Annotated in this window: 13 protein-coding genes and 1 pseudogene; 5 read left to right on the forward strand and 9 right to left on the reverse strand. The window is 68.3% G+C overall.

From position 1 onward, the window contains the following. Window positions 1–103: 103 nt before the first annotated feature. A complete protein-coding gene (locus Q0326_RS00065) occupies window positions 104–2,071 on the forward strand; it encodes an autotransporter domain-containing protein (protein WP_298685699.1) in 1,968 nt (655 codons plus the stop codon). Window positions 2,072–2,120: 49 nt separating this feature from the next. Here the strand turns inward: Q0326_RS00065 and Q0326_RS00070 are convergent, their stop codons facing one another. From Q0326_RS00070 to Q0326_RS00085, 4 genes are all read right to left on the reverse strand, one after another. Then, window positions 2,121–2,798: a fumarylacetoacetate hydrolase family protein gene (locus Q0326_RS00070; RefSeq protein ID WP_298685702.1), complete on the reverse strand. Its 678-nt coding sequence runs from the start codon at window positions 2,796–2,798 to the stop codon at window positions 2,121–2,123. Window positions 2,799–2,907: 109 nt separating this feature from the next. After that, window positions 2,908–4,032: a YihY/virulence factor BrkB family protein gene (locus Q0326_RS00075; protein WP_298685705.1), complete on the reverse strand. Its 1,125-nt coding sequence runs from the start codon at window positions 4,030–4,032 to the stop codon at window positions 2,908–2,910. 407 nt (window positions 4,033–4,439) lie between these two features. Beyond that, window positions 4,440–4,817, reverse strand: a complete 378-nt coding sequence (locus tag Q0326_RS00080; protein WP_298685708.1) for a response regulator transcription factor — start codon at window positions 4,815–4,817, stop codon at window positions 4,440–4,442. Between the two features lie 28 nt (window positions 4,818–4,845). After that, on the reverse strand, window positions 4,846–7,011 hold the full coding sequence (locus Q0326_RS00085) for an ATP-binding protein (RefSeq protein WP_298685711.1): 2,166 nt from the start codon (window positions 7,009–7,011) through the stop codon (window positions 4,846–4,848). A gap of 309 nt (window positions 7,012–7,320) precedes the next feature. Between Q0326_RS00085 and Q0326_RS00090 the strand changes: the two are divergent. Then, window positions 7,321–7,977 (forward strand): annotated as a pseudogene (locus Q0326_RS00090) (ectonucleotide pyrophosphatase/phosphodiesterase); the annotation flags it as partial. Window positions 7,978–8,006: 29 nt separating this feature from the next. Continuing rightward, window positions 8,007–8,591, forward strand: coding sequence for a DUF5690 family protein (locus Q0326_RS00095; RefSeq protein ID WP_298685750.1), 585 nt, complete (start codon window positions 8,007–8,009; stop codon window positions 8,589–8,591). Window positions 8,592–8,756: 165 nt separating this feature from the next. Here Q0326_RS00095 and Q0326_RS00100 read toward each other — a convergent pair whose 3' ends face one another. The 3 genes from Q0326_RS00100 to Q0326_RS00110 form a co-directional block, all read right to left on the reverse strand. Next, a complete protein-coding gene (locus Q0326_RS00100; RefSeq protein WP_298685714.1) occupies window positions 8,757–10,319 on the reverse strand; it encodes an alkaline phosphatase D family protein in 1,563 nt (520 codons plus the stop codon). Window positions 10,320–10,385: 66 nt separating this feature from the next. Further along, window positions 10,386–11,168: a hypothetical protein gene (locus Q0326_RS00105; protein ID WP_298685717.1), complete on the reverse strand. Its 783-nt coding sequence runs from the start codon at window positions 11,166–11,168 to the stop codon at window positions 10,386–10,388. A 1,007-nt stretch (window positions 11,169–12,175) separates the two neighbouring features. Continuing rightward, window positions 12,176–13,132 carry an alpha/beta hydrolase fold domain-containing protein gene (locus Q0326_RS00110; protein WP_298685722.1) on the reverse strand — a complete coding sequence of 319 codons (957 nt, stop codon included), beginning with the start codon at window positions 13,130–13,132 and terminating at the stop codon, window positions 12,176–12,178. 161 nt (window positions 13,133–13,293) lie between these two features. Between Q0326_RS00110 and Q0326_RS00115 the strand changes: the two genes are divergently transcribed. After that, entirely contained in the window at window positions 13,294–14,469 is a 1,176-nt protein-coding gene (locus Q0326_RS00115; protein ID WP_298685725.1) for a PepSY-associated TM helix domain-containing protein, read from the forward strand. Here Q0326_RS00115 and Q0326_RS00120 read toward each other — a convergent pair. After that, complete coding sequence (locus Q0326_RS00120; protein WP_298685728.1) at window positions 14,411–15,112, reverse strand: FMN-binding negative transcriptional regulator; 702 nt, start codon at window positions 15,110–15,112, stop codon at window positions 14,411–14,413. The genes Q0326_RS00115 and Q0326_RS00120 overlap by 59 nt on opposite strands. A gap of 177 nt (window positions 15,113–15,289) precedes the next feature. On the opposite strand from Q0326_RS00120, the gene Q0326_RS00125 reads away from it, so the two are divergent. Beyond that, window positions 15,290–16,765 (forward strand): PLP-dependent aminotransferase family protein, encoded by a 1,476-nt coding sequence (locus Q0326_RS00125; protein WP_298685732.1) that lies wholly within the window; start codon window positions 15,290–15,292, stop codon window positions 16,763–16,765. A gap of 7 nt (window positions 16,766–16,772) precedes the next feature. On the opposite strand, the gene Q0326_RS00130 is transcribed toward Q0326_RS00125, so the two are convergent. Continuing rightward, window positions 16,773–18,446: an amidohydrolase gene (locus Q0326_RS00130; protein ID WP_298685735.1), complete on the reverse strand. Its 1,674-nt coding sequence runs from the start codon at window positions 18,444–18,446 to the stop codon at window positions 16,773–16,775. Between the last annotated feature and the right edge of the window lie 122 nt (window positions 18,447–18,568).

Genomic DNA, 18,568 nt, shown 5'->3' on the forward strand with positions numbered 1-18,568 from the left:
CACCCGGTAACGATCGCACCTGACCAAAAGCGGAGCGGCTTGACGCATAGGACAATCGAGCAGACATCGCGGCCAAAGACATAAGATGTTAGGGGAGTAAGGGATGCCGAAGCATATCGTCCGCGCCTGTGCGTTCATGGCCGCGGTCAGCAGCGCCGCGATCGTCCAGGCCGCCGCACCGAGCCCGTTCACCGGCGCCACCGTGTTCGGTGACAGCCTCAGCGACGGCGGAAACTATGCGATCGCCGCGGGCCTGCCGGCGAGCCAGCGCTTCACCACCAACCCCGGGCTGACCGCGATCGAGAATGTCGCGGCCTATTACGGCCTGCCGCTCACCGCCTCGCTGGCGGGCGGGCAGGATTACGCTTTTGGATCGGCGGGCATCTCGACCAATACCCCGGGCGCCCCTGCCGGCATCCCGACCGAGACCCAGCAGATCACCGGCTACCTCGCCGCCAATCCCAAGCTCGACCCCAACCGGCTCTATTCGGTGTGGGGCGGCGCCAACGACATCTTCTATCATGCCACCGCAGTGGCCGCCGGACAGGCTGCAGCGCAGCTTGCCGCGGCACGGACCGCCGGGCTGCCGGCCGCACAGGCGGCGGCCGTCACCGCCGCGATCAACGCGCAGGTCGCGCGATCGCAGGGCGTTGCCGGGTTCGAGACGGCGCAGCAGGCCGGCCTCGCGATCGTCAGCGCGGCGATCCAGGAGGGCACGCTGATCAGCCAGCTCCATCAGGCCGGCGCGCGCTATACCGTGGTCTTCAACCTCCCCGACATCGGCCGCACGCCGCAGGCGATCGCGCAGAACGCGACGGTGCCCGGCGCCGCCGCCAGCCTCACCACGCTGTCGACCACCTTCAATTCGGCGCTCAGCGGCCAGCTGCTCGGCAAGACCGGCATCATCCCGGTCAACACCTTCGCCTTTCTGACCGAAGTGCTCAACGCGCCCGCCCAATATGGCATCGTCAACACGACCGTGCCGGCCTGCACCACCGCCAGCTCGATCCTGTGCACGCCGCAGACTTTGGTCACGCCGACGGCCGCCAGCAATTATCTGTTCGCCGACGGCGTCCACCCGACCACCTATGCGCACATGCTGCTGGCACAGGTCGTCGAAAGCGAGATCACCGCGGGCCAGCAGGCGAGCCTGCTCGCCGAGGCGCCGCTGGTCACGCTCGAATCCGAACGCAATGCGATCAACCAGCAGCTGCTCGAGGAGCAGATGACCGACCGCACCGGCGTGCGCCTGTTCACCACCGGCGGCTTCGCGCGCGAAACCTATTCGGACGAGGCGATCCGTCCGCTCGACCATGACGACTGGCTGATCACCGCGGGCGTGATCGATCGCATGACCCCCGAGCTGACCGTCGGCATCGCCGGCACCGCGGGCACGCAGCATCAGAGCCTGAACGGCCAGCTGCGCCACTTCAAGACGGTCAGCTATATGGGCTCGGCGTTCGCGCAATATGCGCGCGGCGCCGCCTATCTCAGCGCCGCGGCGGGCGCGGGCGGGCTGTCGTTCGACGATATCGAGCGCCGCTTCGCGATCGGGCCGTCGACGCGCACCGAAGAGGGCTCGACGCACGGCTCGACGATCTCGGCGAATGTGACCGCCGGCTATTGGTTCGGCGACCGCACCCTGCGCGCCGGGCCGTTCCTGCGCGGCGTTTACGAGCGCGTCCGCGTCGGCGGCTATGACGAAGACAGCGGCGACAGCACCGCGATGCGCTTCGAGCGGCAGACCCGCCAGTCGCTGATCGGCGAGGCCGGCGCGCGGCTGCAGGGCACGCTGGCCGGGGCGGGCGCCGAGCTCCACCCCTATGTCGAGGTCGCCTATGCACATGACGACGACGCCCATGCGCACGGCGTGCTGACCGGGCTGTCGACGATGAACGGCGAGTTCGCGATCCCCGGCTATGCGCCGGACCGCAATTGGGGCGAGGCGCAGGCCGGGGTCGCGGCGGTGTTCAGCCCGCGGGTGACGGCGTCGATCGGCTATCAGGGCCGCTTCGCGGGCAAATCGAGCGCCTATAACGGCGCCAATGTCGGACTGCGGTTCGGCTTCTGACGACGGTGACGGCGGCGGTCGCGCCGCCGCGCCGCATCTTAGCCGAGGATCAGCCGGCGAACGAGACCGCGACCGCCGCGCCGCCGGCGATTGCGCCGGTCACCGTCTCGCCGCGCCGGATCGGGCCGACACCGGCCGGCGTTCCGGTGAAGATCAGGTCGCCGGGCGCCAGCGCGACATAGGTCGACAGCGTGGCGATGATCTCGGCGACCGACCAGATCATGTCGGAGAGGTCGCCGGCCTGGCGGCGCTGGCCGTCGATATCGAGCGTGATCGCGCCCGATGTCGGCGGCATGCCGGGACGCAGCGCGCCGATCGGTGCGGAGGCGTCGAAGCCCTTGGCCATGTCCCACGGCCGCCCCGCCGTCTTCGCCGCCGCCTGCAGGTCGCGCCGGGTCAGGTCGAGGCCGACGGTCCAGCCGAAGATCGTCGCCGCCGCATCTTCGACAGGGATGTCCCGCCCGCCGCCGCCGAGCGCGACGACGAGCTCGACCTCGTGATGGAGATCCTCGGTCCGCGACGGAAAGACGAGCGTGGTGCCGCTCGCGACCACCGCGTCGGCCGGCTTGGCGAAGAAGAAGGGCGGCGCGCGATCCGGGTCCGATCCCATCTCGCGGGCGTGCTCGGCATAATTCTGCCCGACGCAGAAGATGCGGCGCACCGGAAAGCGCTCGGCCGAACCGGCGATCGCGACGGTCGGTGGGGTGACGACAGGCACGCTCGGCATCTATCTTCCTCGCTTCATGATCGGTGCGCGCGGTCGGGCGTCACCGTGGACGCGGCAAATAGGCGCGGCAGCCGCGCCCGGCTAGAGCGGGGGGCACCGCGGCCGACCATCACGGTCGCTCGGTCCGCCGACGACCGAGCCAGGCAAGCGTGCCACCCGCCGCCAGAAGCGTGGCGCCGAGCCCGCTTCGGCCCTCGCGGCGCAGCGCCGCGAGGCCGACCGTGGCGAGCAGGATCGGCAGCTTGCCGGCACGCCCCAGATCCAGGATCGGCATCGCCCGGCTGGTCAGAGCCGCGGTCGTGAGCTCCGACCCCAGCGATGGCCCCGACGGCAACGCCGCCGGCGCCGGTGCCGTCGTCTCGGCGACCTGGTCCGCGACGCTGGCGCCGCGCTGCCCGATCGGCATTGGCGGGCCTTCGGTGGTGTCCTGCAGTGTCTGGCGCTCGAGCTCGGCGTTGATCTCGGCGCCGAGCAGCAGCACATAGGCCGACAGATACAGCCAGGTCAGGAAGACGACGACCGCGCCGAGGCTGCCATAGGTCGCGTTGTAATTGCCGAAGTCGGCGACGTAGAGCCCGAAGCCGATCGTCAGCAGGAGCCAGAGCACCGCCGCGATCAGCGAGCCCGGCGTGATCCACACCCATCTCGCCTTCCGGCGGTCCGGCCCGTAGCGATAGAGGGTGGCGGCGCCCCCCGCCCCCGCGAGCACGAGCACGACATAGGACAGCAGCTTGCCGGCGAGGATCACGACCGACGGCGCATGCGCGAGCGCGTCGTCGAGATGGCCGAGCGACGCCACCGCGATCATCGCCACGATCGCGACGCCGATGCCGCCGACCGTGATCGCCAGCGACAGGAGCGTGAGCCGGATGAAGCTGCGCCCCTCCTGCTCCTCATAGGCGATGTCGAGACCGGTGATGATCGCGCTCGCCCCGTTGCGCGCGCCATAGAGCGCCAAGACCAGCGCGACGAGCAGCCCGAAGCCCTTCTTGGTCGACGAGGTGTGGACGACCGACAGCAGCTGCTCGGCGATCAGCTTCGCCGCGTCGGCGGGCATCACCGACATCATCTTCTGCATGTCCTGGATCACGGTCGCGGGCGCCGCGACCAGCCCGTACCCGAGCACCAGGGCGGCCAGCATCGGCACCAACGCGACGAATCCGTAGAACGCCACGCCGGCGGCGGCGAGGCTGATATTGTCGCGACTGAGCGCAGTCCAGGTTCGCGTCAGCACCGCCTTCCACGCCGCCCACGGCATATGCCATGGACTGTGCGCGTCGCTGCCAGGACGCGCCAGGCGCGTTCGAGTCTCTCTTGCCGCCATGCCGACCCCCAACGCGATCCATCCAAATTCTGGACGATGAACGCGTCGGAGCGCCGGGAAGTTCGATCGCCGCGCGGGCGATCGTGCACGGCAAGGCCGTCCCGCCCGCCGCCGATCAATGCGTGGTCAGACCGTCCCCGGTCGTGGGCCCTACGGGCGTCGCACTGCAGGCACCCAATGATAGGGCGCAGCACAGAGCGTAGATGAAGAAGCTCATTCTCAACGCGACCCCCTCGACGCGCATCGCGCGTCTCAGTCATCGCTCCCCTGCCCCCCGTCCTAGGCGCCGATCCTCAACGACCCGGTAAGAGAGATGGTTAAGTGCGCTTTCGACCGGCGAGCAGTTCCTCGACGCGGAACACCAGCTCGTCGGGATCGAAGGGCTTTTTGAGATAGTCGTTGGCGCCCTGGTAGAGCGCGAGTTCGACATCCTGTTCGCTGGTCCGCCCGGTCAGGATCATCACCGGAATATTGAACAGATCGAGCGATTTGCGCATCTCGCGCAGGACGAGCAGCCCGGACAGTTCGGGCATGTTGCAATCGAGGATGACGAGGTCCGGCCGCTTGGCCTTGATCACCGCCAAGGCCGACTTGCCGTCGGGCAGCAGGCCGACGCCGTGTCCCGCGGCGATCAGCGCGTCGCGCGCGATTTCGCCGACGATCTCGTCGTCGTCCGCGATGATGATCCTGGCCATGTCTGTGTTCCGATCCCGTCTGTGCGGCTCAGGCCGACTGTGCCATGATATCGGCGGTGCGGCGCAGGGCCTCGGTCCGATCGGCACGGGCCCCTGTCGCCAATGCGGCTTCGAGCGACCGGGCCTCGGCGGCGAGACCGGCATCGCCGAACATCTCGGCCGACCCCAGAAATTTGTGAAGCTGATGCGCCAAGCTCGTCACCTCCTCGTCCGTCACCCGTTCTGCCAGGGAGAGAGTCGTGATGAGGTCGATTAGTTCCGTCCGCCGCTCGCCATAGCGCTCCTGCAACCGTGCGCTGAACCGCGCGGCACCCGTCGGCTTGGCCTCCGCATCGCCGCGGCGCGCCCAGCGCCGGATCGCGCCGTCGAGGTCGGCATCGTCGAGCGGCTTGGAGAGATGCGCCTGCATGCCGGCGCTCAGGCAGGCGGCGATGTCGTCGGCATAGGCGTTGGCGGTGAGCGCGATGATCGGCAGCGTCGCGGGATCGTGGCCGGCGGCACGGATGCGGCGGGTCGCCTCGATCCCGTCCATCACCGGCATCTGCATGTCCATCAGCACCAGGTCATAGGGCGTGTGCGCCGCGACCGACGCCGCGACGGCCGCCACCGCGGCTTCGCCGTCGTCGACGACATCGATGCGATGACCGCGCCGCTCGAGCAGCTCGCGGATCAGCATCTGATTGACGTCGTGATCCTCGGCGACGAGAATATGCACCGCGCGATGCTCGGGCAGCGCGATACGGCCCGGTTCGGCAAGCGGCGCGGCTTCGGGCGCCACCTCGGGCAGACGCAGCGGCACCGCGAGCAGGAAGCGGCTGCCGCGACCGGGCTCGCTGCTGACGGTGAGCGTGCCCCCCATCAGCGTCGCGAGCTGCATGCTGATCGCCAGGCCGAGCCCGGTGCCGCCATATTTCGGCGTGATGCCGTCATCGGCCTGGACGAAGCGCTGGAAGATCGCCGCCTGGCGTTCGAGGACGATGCCGATCCCCGTGTCGGCGACCTCGACATGGACCATCGCACCCTCGACGGTCGCGCGGACCGAGATCGAGCCCTCGCTGGTGAATTTGACGGCGTTGCCGATCAGGTTGATCAGGATTTGGCGCAGCCGCAGGCCGTCGCCGATCATCATCGGCGGCACGTCTGGGGCAACGATACAGTCGAAGCGCAACCCCTTCTGCTGGACCGCGGGCGCCATCAGCTTGGCGCTGGCGCGGATCGCGTGCGCCAGTTCGAACGGCTCGGACAGCACGCGCAGATGCCCCGCCTCGATCTTCGACAGGTCGAGGATGTCGTTGAGCAGCCGCATCATCGCGCGCCCCGAATCCGCGATGAGCTCGGCATGGCGCCGCTGCGAGTCGTTCAGCTCGCCGTCGAGGATCAGCTTGGTGAAGCCGATGACGCCGTTCATCGGGGTGCGGATCTCGTGGCTCATCTGCGCCAGGAAGCTGGACTTGGCGTCGCCCAGCGCCTCGGCGCGCCGGCGGGCCTGATCGAGTTCGCGCTCGAGCAGCTTGCGCTCGGCGATATCGGCCTCGAGCTTGAGGTTCGCATCGGCCAGCGCGAGCAGCCGGCGCCGCCGGTCATGCGCGACCAGCAGCGCGAAGGCGACGATCAGCAATGCGCAGAGGACGAGCGCGTAGCGCCCGCCGGATTGGAGATGGTCCGCACGCGCCTGGCGGCGGGCGAGCAGATCCTCCTCGTTGGCGTGCATCCGGTCGATCAGGTCGAGCAGATGCGCGGTCGCGGCGCGGCTCTGCGCACTGGCGACGATCCCGACCGCGCCATCATGATCGCCCCCGGTCTCGAGGTCGATCGAGCCCTGCATCTCGTCGAGTTTGCCGAGGATGGCGGCGCGCAGCGCGCGGGCGCGGCCCTCCTGCGGGCGGTTGTCGGCGACCGCGATCAGCAGCCGGTCGAGTTCGGGCACCACCGCCAGCCGCATCGCGCCGAGCATCTGCAGCGCATGCGGATCGCGGGTCAGCAGGAAGCCGCGCCGCTGGATTTCGGCGCGGGCGGTATAGACTTGAGCGCGGCTGAGGTGATCCTCGACATCCGAGGTGTGCCGCACCCAGCCTTCGGCGACCCGCTGTTCGTGCGAGAGGACGAAGGTGAAAGCGGCGCAGCACAGGATCAGAATGAATCCGGAGATCAGCGCAATAGAGACCTTGGGACGGTCGTCTTGCAACACGGGCACGCCTCGCAACTCGTTGGGCGCCCCATTATACAATTAGGCGGTTAACAGACCCTCAACCACGCTCTCGCCCTGCGCATCCGACCGGCCAGCACCGGTGCGCCGGGAGGAAACCGACGCCGCCCGATCCGCCAGGCGCGCTGCGAGTGCCGCTCTACGAACCGTAACATAGGCGTGGCACCGGGTCGTCCGACATGACCTCGACCGCGTAAAGGTACCCCGTTGCGTATCCTGCTTCTCTCGCTGCTGCTGCTGGCCGGCTGTTCCACCGCTCGCGAGACATCGGTCCGGCAACCCGATCCGGCGCCGCACCGGCGGCCGGTCATCCTGATCTCGATCGACGGCTTTCGCGCGGATTATCTCGATCGCGGCGTGACGCCCCATCTGAGCGCATTGGCCGCCGGCGGCGTGCGCGCCGCGATGTCGCCCGCCTTCCCGTCGATCACCTTCCCCAACCATTATACGCTGGTGACCGGCTTGCGCCCCGATCGCCACGGCATCGTCGGCAACACGATGGAGGATGCCGCGATCCCGGGCGTCACCTTCAGGCTGAGCGATCGCACGACGACGCGCGATCGCCGCTGGTGGGACCAGGCCGAGCCGATCTGGGTGACCGCCGAGAAACACCGCATCCCGACCGCGACGATGTTCTGGCCAGGATCAGAGGCCGCGATCCACGGCGTCCGCCCCACGCACTGGCGCCGCTTCGACGCCACACTGCCCGCCGAAAAGCGCGTCGACCGGCTGCTGTCCTGGCTAGGCGGGCGCAAGCCCCCCGAATTCCTCACCCTCTATTTCGACGAGGTAGACCATAATGGGCACAAGGACGGGCCCGACAGCGCCGCGGTCGACGCCGCCGCGCAGCATGTCGATGCCGCGATCGGACGGCTGACCGCCGGCCTCGCCGCGCGGCATATCGATGCCGACCTCGTCATCGTCGCCGATCATGGCATCGCCGCCGCTTCTTCCGCCAGCACGCCGCCGGGCTGATCGCGCTGATCGGCGTCTATGTGATGCTCACCGCCTTCCGCGACTTCCGCGACAATTTCGCCGCCGAGATCTGGGGCGAGCTCGGCTATGCCGGCGAAGCGGGGATCTTCACCTGGTCCGAGCTGCCGACGGCGGTGATCGTGCTCGCCGCGCTCGCCTTGCTGATCCGGGTGAAGGACAATCGTCGCGGGGTGATCTGGAACCTGGTGCTGATCGCCTTCGGGCTGGCGGTGATGGGGCTGTCGACGCTCGGCTTTCAGCTTGGCTGGCTGGGCCCGGTGACCTGGATGATCGCGGTCGGCGCGGGTCTGTATTTCGCCTACACGCCGTTCAACGCGCTGCTGTTCGACCGCATGATCGCCGCGACCGGATCCGCGGGCAATGCGGGCTTCCTGATCTATGTCGCCGACGCCTGCGGCTATGTCGGCAGCGTCGCGCTGCTGCTGGTGCGCAACTTCGCCCATGTTTCGCTGCGCTGGACGCCGTTCCTGTGCGACGTCGCCTATGTGACGTGCCTCGTCGGGCTGCTCGCCACCGCCTACGGCATGGTCCGCCTGCTGCGCTCGCTGCCCGTCACCGCGTCCGCCGCTTAGCCGCCTAGAGGCCGGCCACGACGAAGGCGCGGTCCGTAGCCATACCTACCGTCCAGTCAGCGACATCGCGGCCGCGGCCGGCGCCGCTCAGCCCCGCGCATCGACGACGCGGACATCGCCCAGGCTGATCGGGCGGCGCGCGCCAGGCGATCGATCATGGCATCGTCAAGCGATCGACAGGCCGGCCTTGCCGGCCTCGACCGCGAAGCGGGCGATGCTCGAGATCGGCGAATTCGGATCGCGCGCGTCGCGGAGGCCGCGGAAGTCGATGGTGGCATGCGTGGGCCTGAGCTCGGCGAGGCCGTAGCCGCGCACCTCGTTCTCGGCGAAGCGAAAACCCGGGTTGAGCATGGTGCTCTGTTTGAACACGGCGTCGTGGAACAGCGAGGTGATCGAGCCGCCGACGAACTCTGAGGCGAGCAGCCGCTCCGGTGCGTCGGGATCGGCCATGTCGGTGGCGGCGAAGGAGTGGATGTCGCCGCTCAGCACCAGCGGATTGGGCGTCCTGGCGTCGCGCCAGCGCCGCAGGATCCGCTCGCGCGCCGCCGGATAGCCGCCCCAGCTGTCGACGCTCCAATATTGCGGGCCCTGGTCGGGATGCGCCGGATCGATCCGCGCATAGGATGTCATCAGCGTCTGCTGGGTGAGCAGGTTCCAGCGCGCCCGCGTAGCCCCCAGCGCCTCGCCCAACCACGCCTCCTGCTCGGCGCCGAGAATGGTACGCGCGGGATCGTGGCGCTCGGCGCAATCGGTGACCAGCGTCTTATAGTCGCGATGCTGTGCCAGTAATTCGGGCGGCTGGCAGGGATGGCCCGAGCGCCATTGCCGGTCGTCGACGATCTGGAACTGCGCCAGCCGGCCCCAGTCGAGCGTGCGATAGAGCCGCGCCGAGGGTCCGACCGGGCGCGCCGAGCGGCGCAGCGGCATATGCTCCCAATAGACTTTGTACGCCGCCGCGCGCCGGCGCAGGAAGGCGGCGCGGTCGCCATTATGCTCGTCGAGATCGTCGGCATAGTCGTTGGCGACCTCGTGATCGTCCCAGGTCACCACCCAGGGCGCCGCGGCATGCGCACCCTGCAGCAGCGGGTCGAGCTTGTAGGTGGCATAGCGGACGCGGTAGCCGGGGACGTCGAACGGCTCGGGATTGAGATGCCTGCGAACGCCGCCGTCGGCCGGCGCCGCCTCATAGATATAGTCGCCGAGGAAGAAGATCAGGTCGGGATCGTCGGCGACCGCGTGGCGCCAGGCGGCATAATAGCCCGCCTCATATTTCTGGCAGGACGAAAAGACGATGCGAAGCCGGTCGACCGGCGCGCCGGGCAGCGGCGCAGTACGCGTGCGGCCGACCGGGCTGACGACACCACCGCTGATGAAGCGATACCAATAGCGGCGATCGGGCCTGAGCCCGCCGACCTCGACATGGACGCTATGCCCCCAGTCCGGATCGGCGATCGCCTGGCCATGCCGCACGATGTTCGCAAACCGCGCGTCCTGGGCGATCTCCCAGCGAACCGGCACCGCGATCGGCGGCATCCCGCCGTCGCCCTCGAGCGGCCTGGGCGCGAGCCGGGTCCACAGCACCATGCCGTCGGGCACCGGCTCCCCCGAGGCCACGCCGAGCGTGAACGGATCGGCGGCGCTGGCGGCATCCGCCCGACTACCGATGCTCAGCAGCGCGGGCGCGGCGAGGCCTGCTCCGATCAGATGGCGGCGGTTGATGTCGGACATGGAGACCGGTCCTCTGCGCTATGCGTTCGCCGCGCGCCTGCCGGCACGCACGGATGATCCTACAGCCTATCGCGCGTCGATGACGGGTATGTGGCTGGCGACGAGTTCGCGCGTCGATCGCTCGACCGACCAGAGCAACCGCGGATCCTTCGCGTCCCAGGCGATCGCCTGCCCGTCGGTGGGAAGCGCGACGGTGGCGACATGCACGAGCACGCCGCTCTCGGCGGGCACGCGCAGCACATAGAGTTCGGGACGGTCGTGACCGGTGACGTAGAGCAGCCCGTCACGGCCCCAGGCGCCCCCCGACGCGCTCTTGGGCGCCATCAGGTCGAGAATGTCGTCGGGGAAGCGAAACCGCGCCTGCTCGCGCCAGTCGCGATCGTAGCGGACCAGCGTCGTGAAGCGATGGTCGCGCCCGAGCTCGCCGCCATGCTTGTCGTAATTGGCAAAGCACGCCCACCACGCGCCGCCGTGACGCATCGCCCAAGTCAGCGAGCCGTAGCCGTGGCCAAGCGGCTGCGTCGACAGATGGCGCAGCGTGCGCGCGTCGAAGCGCTCGATCCGGCTGTCCATCGGCACGGCCGGAAAATTCGACGCGGCGCAGACCAGCGTCGCGCGATCGGCGGTGCAGCTGTTGATATGCGGGAACAGCGCGGGATCACCTTGCCAGCGCGTCGCCTCGCGCCCGCTGGCCGCGTCGATCCGCGCGATGACGTGGTTGGAGACCGCATAGAGGTCGTGCCGTCGCGACGCGACGCCCTGATCCGCATCGCGTGTCGGCAGGCGCCGCAGCTCGCTCGCCTGAAGCGACAGGATCGCGACCGCAGCACCGAGCAGTGCGATCACCATCCAGGTCCGTCCTCAGATAAAGACACGCACCGTGCCGCCGACGGTGCGCGGATCGCCGGGATAGCCCAGGCGGCGCCCGTCGACGTGGTAAGGCCCGGAAGGTTGATGCAACAGCTCCGGTTCACGAGCTTCTGATCCCATGCCTGCAGGTGCGGCCCGCCGTGCATGAGCTGCGGGTTAAGCCGGGCGTTGACCGGCGCATAGGCACCTTCCTCCGCCCGCGGGTCAAGCGTGATCGTCAAAGTCTGCCTGGTCCGCAGGTCGTGTCGACGAGGCCAAAGGCGGTCACGCTGTCGCCGATCGGATGGCAGTCGTCGGTGGTGAGATCGGCCGTCCATTTGGGCAAGCGGCGATCATCTTCCCAATCGACCAAATCGCTACCGAAGCGTCCTGGATCTGCGCCGGTCGGTCGGGTCTTGGCACAAGCTCCTTTGCGTCGGCCAACTCGTAAGGCTGCGAATTTGGGACGGCTTGCACACGTCGCTGGGTGTCGGCGGCTTTACGCCTCGTCATATTGAGGGCTTCATGAAGCCCCCAAGAGGCCCACATTTTGGTGCCGACGGGTACAAAGACGCGTGGACGGCACCGGACGGTCGACGGCGCAAGAAACCCGATTCCCCGGCGTTTTTCGAAGATTTTGGGAACCAGATGGACTGGTTAATGGTGCGCCTACAGGACTCGACCCGGCTTTCTAACCGGCTGAAATAGAACCATAGTATTCAGTGCGTTCGTCACGTGGCCCCGAGTTGGCCACCAAGATTTTTCAGGACTCGCACCGACTCCCAGATCAGGCAGAACGGCAACATTTTGGTCGATTCGCTTCTACCAGATCTGGTCGAGGAGATGACGTGAAATGGGACTTACCAGTCATTCCCGACGGCAGTGGCGAACGGCAGCATTTATCTTATGGAGACATCGTCAAAGCACAGGGTGCAACGCCGCATAGATCAATGGTAGCGTCGGTCGGCCCGATAATTTGCGCAGAACGGAAGCGCTCATGCAGGCGCTTAAACGATCTTGGTCCGCAACCATGCGGCCCCGTCGGCTATCGCACGCCTTGCAAGCTCGGCGATCGACATCGCCTCGAGGAAGCTGTGCGTCGCGCCGGCATAGACCACGTCGAGCACCTCGACGCCCGCGACGCGCATCCGCTTTGCGATGGCATGGCTCTGCTCGGACAGAATGTCGCAGTCGGGAATGACGAGAAAGCACGGAGGCACACCTGTGAGATCGGCGATGATAGGGCGGGCATAGGGATCGTCGAGCACGCGATCCTCGGTGCCGGTGTAGCTGTCAAAATAATACTCCATCTCGGCGCGGTCGAGCACCGATCCCGGGCCACCGAAACGCTGCTCTGCCTCATCTGAGCAACGCGCACCGAACGCGCCGTAGTTCAACAGTAACGCTTGCAGCCGATCCGGCGCACCGCGATCGCGCAGACGGAGTGCGGTTGCGAGCGCGAGGTTGGCGCCAGCGGAGTCGCCGTCAACTGCGACGCGGGCCGGATCGCAGCCGACGATCACGGCTCCCTCACCACCTAGCCAATCGACGAGGGCAACGATCGCGTCTAGCGCGGCCGGGTAGCGCGCCTCGGGCGACAGCGGATAGTCCGCCCCGATCACTACAAACCCGCCCGCCGCGGCATATTCGCGCATCAGCCGGTCGTGCGTGTCGAGGCTGAACAGCGTGAAGCCGCCGCCGTGGAGGTAGATCAGCGCCGGCGCCGGGCAAGCGACGCCGGGATCGTAGACGCGAACGCGCAACGTGCCTACCCCGCCTACAGGCACGTGGTGCTCGGTCGTCTCGACCATCACCGGGCCGCCGGTTCGCCATGGCCGACGGACCTCTTCGGCGATCGCCCTCGCCTCGGCGAGCGGCAGCGTGGCGAACGGCGGATGGAGGGCCCAGGCCGCCTGCATCTGCGTGACGAAGCGCGCGATATCCGGATCGAGTTCGGGCCTCACCGCATGATCTCCTCTGCTGGGCGATACCGGCTGTGCGTCGTCTGCGATCGATCCGCAATCGATCCGGTGGCAGCCGGTTGGCACCCGGCTTTTCGTCGAACTGGTTGGCGACGCCCGGCGCTTCGTGCTCCATCTGGTGATGGACCAGGGAGAAACGGACGATGAAACCCTCCGGGCGACCATTCTGGATCGCGCTGCACCGCTATGCCGGGCTCGCCATGACGCTGTTCCTGGGTGTGGCCGCGCTGACCGGATGCGTGCTGAGCTTCGATCGCCCGCTCGACGCCTGGCTCAATCCCGACCTGTTCGCGCCCAGCCGTCCAGGCCGCGCCGATCCGCTGACCGCCGTCGCGGCGCTGGAGCGCATGCACCCGGAATTGCTCGCGACCTATTATCCGGTTCGCGCCGAGCCAGGCCGCAACATCGCGGTCCGGGTCGCGCCGCGCGGGACGATGCTGCTCGCCTTCGACGAGGTGCTGCTCGACGCCGGAGACGGGCATTGGGCAGGCGCGCGCCAATCGGGTGCGGGCTGGGACCGGGCGCATCTGGTGCGCGGAATATACGAGCTGCATTGCAATCTGCTGGCCGGGACGATCGGCCGCTGGCTGATGGGGACGGCAGCGGTGCTGTGGCTGCTGAGCAATCTGGTCGGCGTCTATCTCACCTGGCCGACGCGTCCGCCGATCTGGAAGAGCTGGAAGCGAAGCTGGCAGTTCAGGCGCTCGAGCCCGCTGCCCCGGCTGCTGCTCGATATCCACCGGGCGAGCGGATTGTGGCTGCTGGCGCCGATCGCCGTGCTCGCCTTCACCTCGGCGGCGATGAGCTTCTACGGTGAGGCGCTGATGCCGGCGATCGCGCGCCTTTCGCCACCGCGCCCCTCACCGTTCGACCGGCCGCCGATCCGCCCCGCGCCGTCCGCGCCGCCGGACATGCGCGCCGTGCTGCGCCGCGCGACCGATTGCGCGCGGGCACGACGGCTTGGCTGGCAGCCCGCGGTCTACCAGTTCGAGCCCGATCGCGATCTGGCCGGCGTCCGCTTCACTGCGACCGGGCGCGAGACCTATCGCGGGCTCGGGCCGGTCACCTACTGGTTCGACGTGCCCACCGGCCGCTTCGCATATGAGGACAATCCCTATGACGACAGCGCCGGCCTCGGCGTGGCGCGGGCACTCTATCCGCTGCATACCGGCCAGATGATCGGCGCGCCCGGCATCGCGCTCGATGTCGTGCTCGGGCTCGCCACGCTCGAGCAGGCGGGAACCGGCGTCTATCTCTGGCTCAAGCGCCGCCGGATGCGCCGTCCTGCGCGGCGCGCTCCTCGCAGCGTCCATGGTTGAAGCGCCGCATCCAATCGACAAGCGCTGCGTCCGGATGGCGGGCGAGGATCTCGCGCAGCCGCTCGGGCGTCTCGTCCTGCCCAAGCTTGAAGCGGCCTTCGATGCGGAGGATCTCGGCGCGGAAGGCGATGATTGCATCGACCATCGGCGCATAGCGATCGCCCATCGTCGCGGTCGTCCAGCCGATCGGCCGATCGCGCTCCATCGCATCGATCAGCTGCTGGATCGCAGCGCCACCGCCCTCGGGCAGGAACGCGACCCGCGTCGCGATCCGGAGCTGCGCATAGTTCCAGGTCGGCGCCCAGGCCGGATCGGAGACGTGCGCCGGGGATACATAGGCCTGCGGCCCGGTGAACAGCGCGAGCATCTCGGCATTCGCCTGCAGCGCGGCGAACAGCGGATTGCGGCGTGCCATATGCCCGATCAGCGCGATCGGCCGCCCCGCCGTATCGCTCTCGACGAGCAGCGGCAACAACGCTGGCAGCGCCGGATCTGCATCCGACGGGCAGACCCAGGCCAAAGGATATTGCGCGATCAGGTCGATCGCGTCGGCATCGCGATAGCGAGCGAAGGGCGACGCCTGGTCGAGGCGTCCCGCCCCGTCCGGCGAGCGAGCGTCGTTGGCGATGGCGTCGTCGTTCAAAATCGCCCCCGTGGCGGCCCCACGCCGCGATGACGTCGTCGCCAACATCCGCATCTCGCACGGCCGGGGCAAGCGCCAGTTTCGATTTGGGGCGGGGGCCAAGAGAATGCGACGCGGCGGGATGGCGATCGGCAATGGTCCCGCCTATGCTCGCGGAACATAGTCAAAGGGGGGACCATGTTGCGTCCGTGGAAAGTCGTGCTCGGCGAGCGGATCGATTCGTCGCGATCGATGCCGATCTATCTGCAGATCGTTCATGCGCTGATTCACGAGATCGAGCGCGGCCGGCTGCCATCGGGCGCCTTCCTGCCGAGCAGCCGAGAGCTCGCGAAGCTGCTCGGCGTCAACCGCAAGACGGTCGTGCTCGCCTATGAAGATCTGATTGCGCAGGGCTGGCTGGTCTCGAACGGAACACGCGGGACGATGGTGTCGGACACCCTGCCCGATCGCCGGCCGGCCGCGCCGCGCAGCACGCAGAGCGCTGCCGACGAGCGGCTCGACAAACCCGCCTTCCGTTTTCAGCCGCCGCCCGAACGTCCGCTCGCGTTGCAAGGGGGCACCGGCGTCAAGCTCGACGAGGGATCGCCCGACGGGCGCATCTTCCCCGCCGAGATCCTGACCCAGGCCTATCGCTCGGCGATCCGCCGCGCCACGCGCGACAACCGCCTGCTCTACCGCGATCCGCGCGGCGCCCCGCGTCTGCGTGAAAGCATCGCGACGATGCTCAAGGCCGAGCGCGGCCTCGCCGTCACCGCCGACAACATTTGCATCACGCGGGGCAGCCAGAACGGCATCTTCCTCGCGGTGCGCACATTAATCGCGCCGGGCGACGTCGCGCTGGTCGAGGCGCTGACCTACGAGCCGGCGGTCGCCGCCTTCCAGGCGTGCGGCGCCAAGGTGGTGCCGGTCCGCATCGACGAGCAGGGCATCGACGTCGAGGACGTCGAACGCCAATGTCGCGCGCACCGCGTCCGCGCGATCTTCCTGACCCCGCACCATCAGTTCCCGACCACGGTATCGTTGCGGCCCGAGCGACGGTTGCGGCTGCTGGCGCTCGCCCAGCAATTCAACTTCGCGATCATCGAGGACGATTACGACCACGAATTCCATTTCGAATCGCAGCCGCTATTGCCGATGGCGAGCTATGCGCCGGATCGGATCGTCTATGTCGGCTCGCTGTCCAAGCTGATGTTGCCGGCGCTGCGCATTGGCTATGTCGCGGCACCCGAGACGCTGATCGACGCTTTCGCGCATGGGGTCTCTCTGATCGACGGCATGGGCAACACGCTGACCGAGGAGGTCGCCGCCGAATTGATCGACGAGGGCGAGCTTCGTCGCCACACGCGCAAGGTGTCGCAGATCTACGCTCAGCGTCGCCTGGCCTTCGCCGACGGCCTGCGTGCGGAACTCGACGGCGTCGCCGAATTCCGTGTGCCGGGCGGTGGCCTCGCCTTCTGGCTGCGTTTTCTTGATCCTGCGATGCTCGACCGGATCGAGGCGCGCGCGCCCGCGCTGGGTGTGCGCTTCGCCGACTCGCGCTCGTTCCGTGTCGGCGAGGCGGGCGACCGCGGGCTGCGGCTCGGCTTCGCCAGCCTGCGTGAGGACGAGGCACGCGCGGCGCTGGCGAAGCTCGGCAAAGCCGCGCGGATGTAGAGCTTGCCTAGATCCCGGCGGTGAACCGCTGTTTGCCGCCGACGAACGTATGCAGCGCCTGCACCTTCGGGATCGTGAGCGGATCTATCGCGGTCAGGTCAGCGTCGAACACCGCGATGTCGGCATAATAGCCAGGCGCCAAATAGCCGGTGCGATCCTCCATGAAGCCCGAATAGGCGTTGCCGGCGGTGTAGGCGTGGAGCGTCTGCTCGGCGGTGATCTTCTGGCCGGGCAGCCAGCCGCCGGGGTTGGCGCCGTCGATCGTGCGACGCGTGATCGCTGCATAGACGCCGGTCAGCGGATCGAGCGGTGCGACCGGCCAGTCCGAGCCGAATGCCACCATAGCCCCGCTCTCGATCATCGACTTGAACGCATAGGTGCCGTCGAGCCGCTTCTCGCCGATCCGTTTGACCGCCCACCGCCCGTCGTCGATCGCATGATAGGGCTGCATCGAGGCGATCACCTTCTGCCGGGCGAAGCGCGGGATCGTCGACGGCCGCAGATGCTGCGCATGCTCGATGCGGAAACGGCGATCCTTGGCGCCGTTGGCGGCGGCGACCGAGGCATAGATGTCGAGGATGTCGTCATTGGCGCGGTCGCCGATCGCATGCGTTGCGACATGCAGACCGTGCGCGTCAGCCTGCCCGATCCACTCGCGCAGGTTCGCGAGGCTCGTGACACGCACCCCTTGCTGGCTCGGCACGTCGGTATAGGGATCGTAGAGCAGCGCGGTGCGCGCGCCGAGCGAGCCGTCGGCAAGTGCCTTGCACGCCCCCCAGCGCACCCAGTCGTCGCCGCGCCCCTCCTCGGCGACGATCTTCGCCATCCGCGCCCAACCGTCGATCGGCACGAAGGCGTAGAAGCGCATGTCGGTCTCGCCCGCGGCGCGTAGGCGGCGGAGCGACGGATAGACGGTCCAGTCGATCTCGGGATTGTGGACCTGGCCGACGCCTTTGCTGAGACCGTGCGCGATCCCCTTGCGCATGATCGCGTCGGTCTCGGCGTCGCTCAGCGGTGGCACGATCCGGTCGATCAGCAGCTTGGCATTGTCCTTAACCACGCCGGTCGGATTGCCCTGCGCGTCGCGCACAATCTGGCCGCCGGCGGGATCGGGCGTGTCGCGGGTGATGCCCGCGAGCTTGAGCGCGACCGCGTTGAGGAAATAGCTGTGCAGATCGGTGCGCGGGATGGCGACGGGCGTGTCGGGGGTGACCGCATCGATCCAGTCATGGCTCGGCAGCACGCCGCCCATCCGCTGTTCGTCCCACGGCCCCCCGAGCATCCACTGGCCCGGCCGCGCGTGCGCTGCGGCGCCGACCGCCGCAACAAACTCCTCCTTCGAGCGGACGTCGAGCAGATCGGGCTGGATGAGGTTGGTGGCGCCGCGCAGGAAATGGGTATGGCCGTCGGTGAAGGCGGGCATCGCGAACGCACCCTTGAGATCGACCACGCGCGTCGACCGGGTGATCCGCTGACGGACCGCGCCCGCCCCCAGTGCGACGATACGGTCGCCGAGGATGCCGATCGCGTCGGTGCGCGGCGCGCCCACCCGCCCCGTCCAGACATTGGCGTTGATCAGCGCGATATCGAGCCCGCGCTCGGCGGCCAGCGCATCCAGCCGACCGGCCAGGGCGAAGGCCGCGGCGGACGCGCCTCCGACGAACAGGCGGCGGCTCAACATGGCGGTCTCCTCATCATACAAACGGACACGATCCGCCTAGCTCGGCCCTGACGAAACATCCAATCCGCGACCATCGAAGGGTCCAACGCCTTGGTCCCCTCGACATCGGTATTTTGGATGTT

The organism is uncultured Sphingomonas sp. (assembly GCF_937859915.1).
GTDB lineage: Bacteria > Pseudomonadota > Alphaproteobacteria > Sphingomonadales > Sphingomonadaceae > Solisphingomonas.

What these genes read in the sequence shown, in the direction of transcription:
- Q0326_RS00065 (WP_298685699.1), top strand. Translation starts at nt 104, where the DNA reads ATGCCGAAGCATATCGTCCGCGCCTGTGCGTTCATGGCCGCGGTCAGC.
- Q0326_RS00070 (WP_298685702.1), bottom strand. Translation starts at nt 2,798, where the DNA reads ATGCCGAGCGTGCCTGTCGTCACCCCACCGACCGTCGCGATCGCCGGT.
- Q0326_RS00080 (WP_298685708.1), bottom strand. Translation starts at nt 4,817, where the DNA reads ATGGCCAGGATCATCATCGCGGACGACGACGAGATCGTCGGCGAAATC.
- Q0326_RS00100 (WP_298685714.1), bottom strand. Translation starts at nt 10,319, where the DNA reads ATGTCCGACATCAACCGCCGCCATCTGATCGGAGCAGGCCTCGCCGCG.
- Q0326_RS00105 (WP_298685717.1), bottom strand. Translation starts at nt 11,168, where the DNA reads ATGGTGATCGCACTGCTCGGTGCTGCGGTCGCGATCCTGTCGCTTCAG.
- Q0326_RS00115 (WP_298685725.1), top strand. Translation starts at nt 13,294, where the DNA reads ATGAAACCCTCCGGGCGACCATTCTGGATCGCGCTGCACCGCTATGCC.
- Q0326_RS00125 (WP_298685732.1), top strand. Translation starts at nt 15,290, where the DNA reads ATGTTGCGTCCGTGGAAAGTCGTGCTCGGCGAGCGGATCGATTCGTCG.
- Q0326_RS00130 (WP_298685735.1), bottom strand. Translation starts at nt 18,446, where the DNA reads ATGTTGAGCCGCCGCCTGTTCGTCGGAGGCGCGTCCGCCGCGGCCTTC.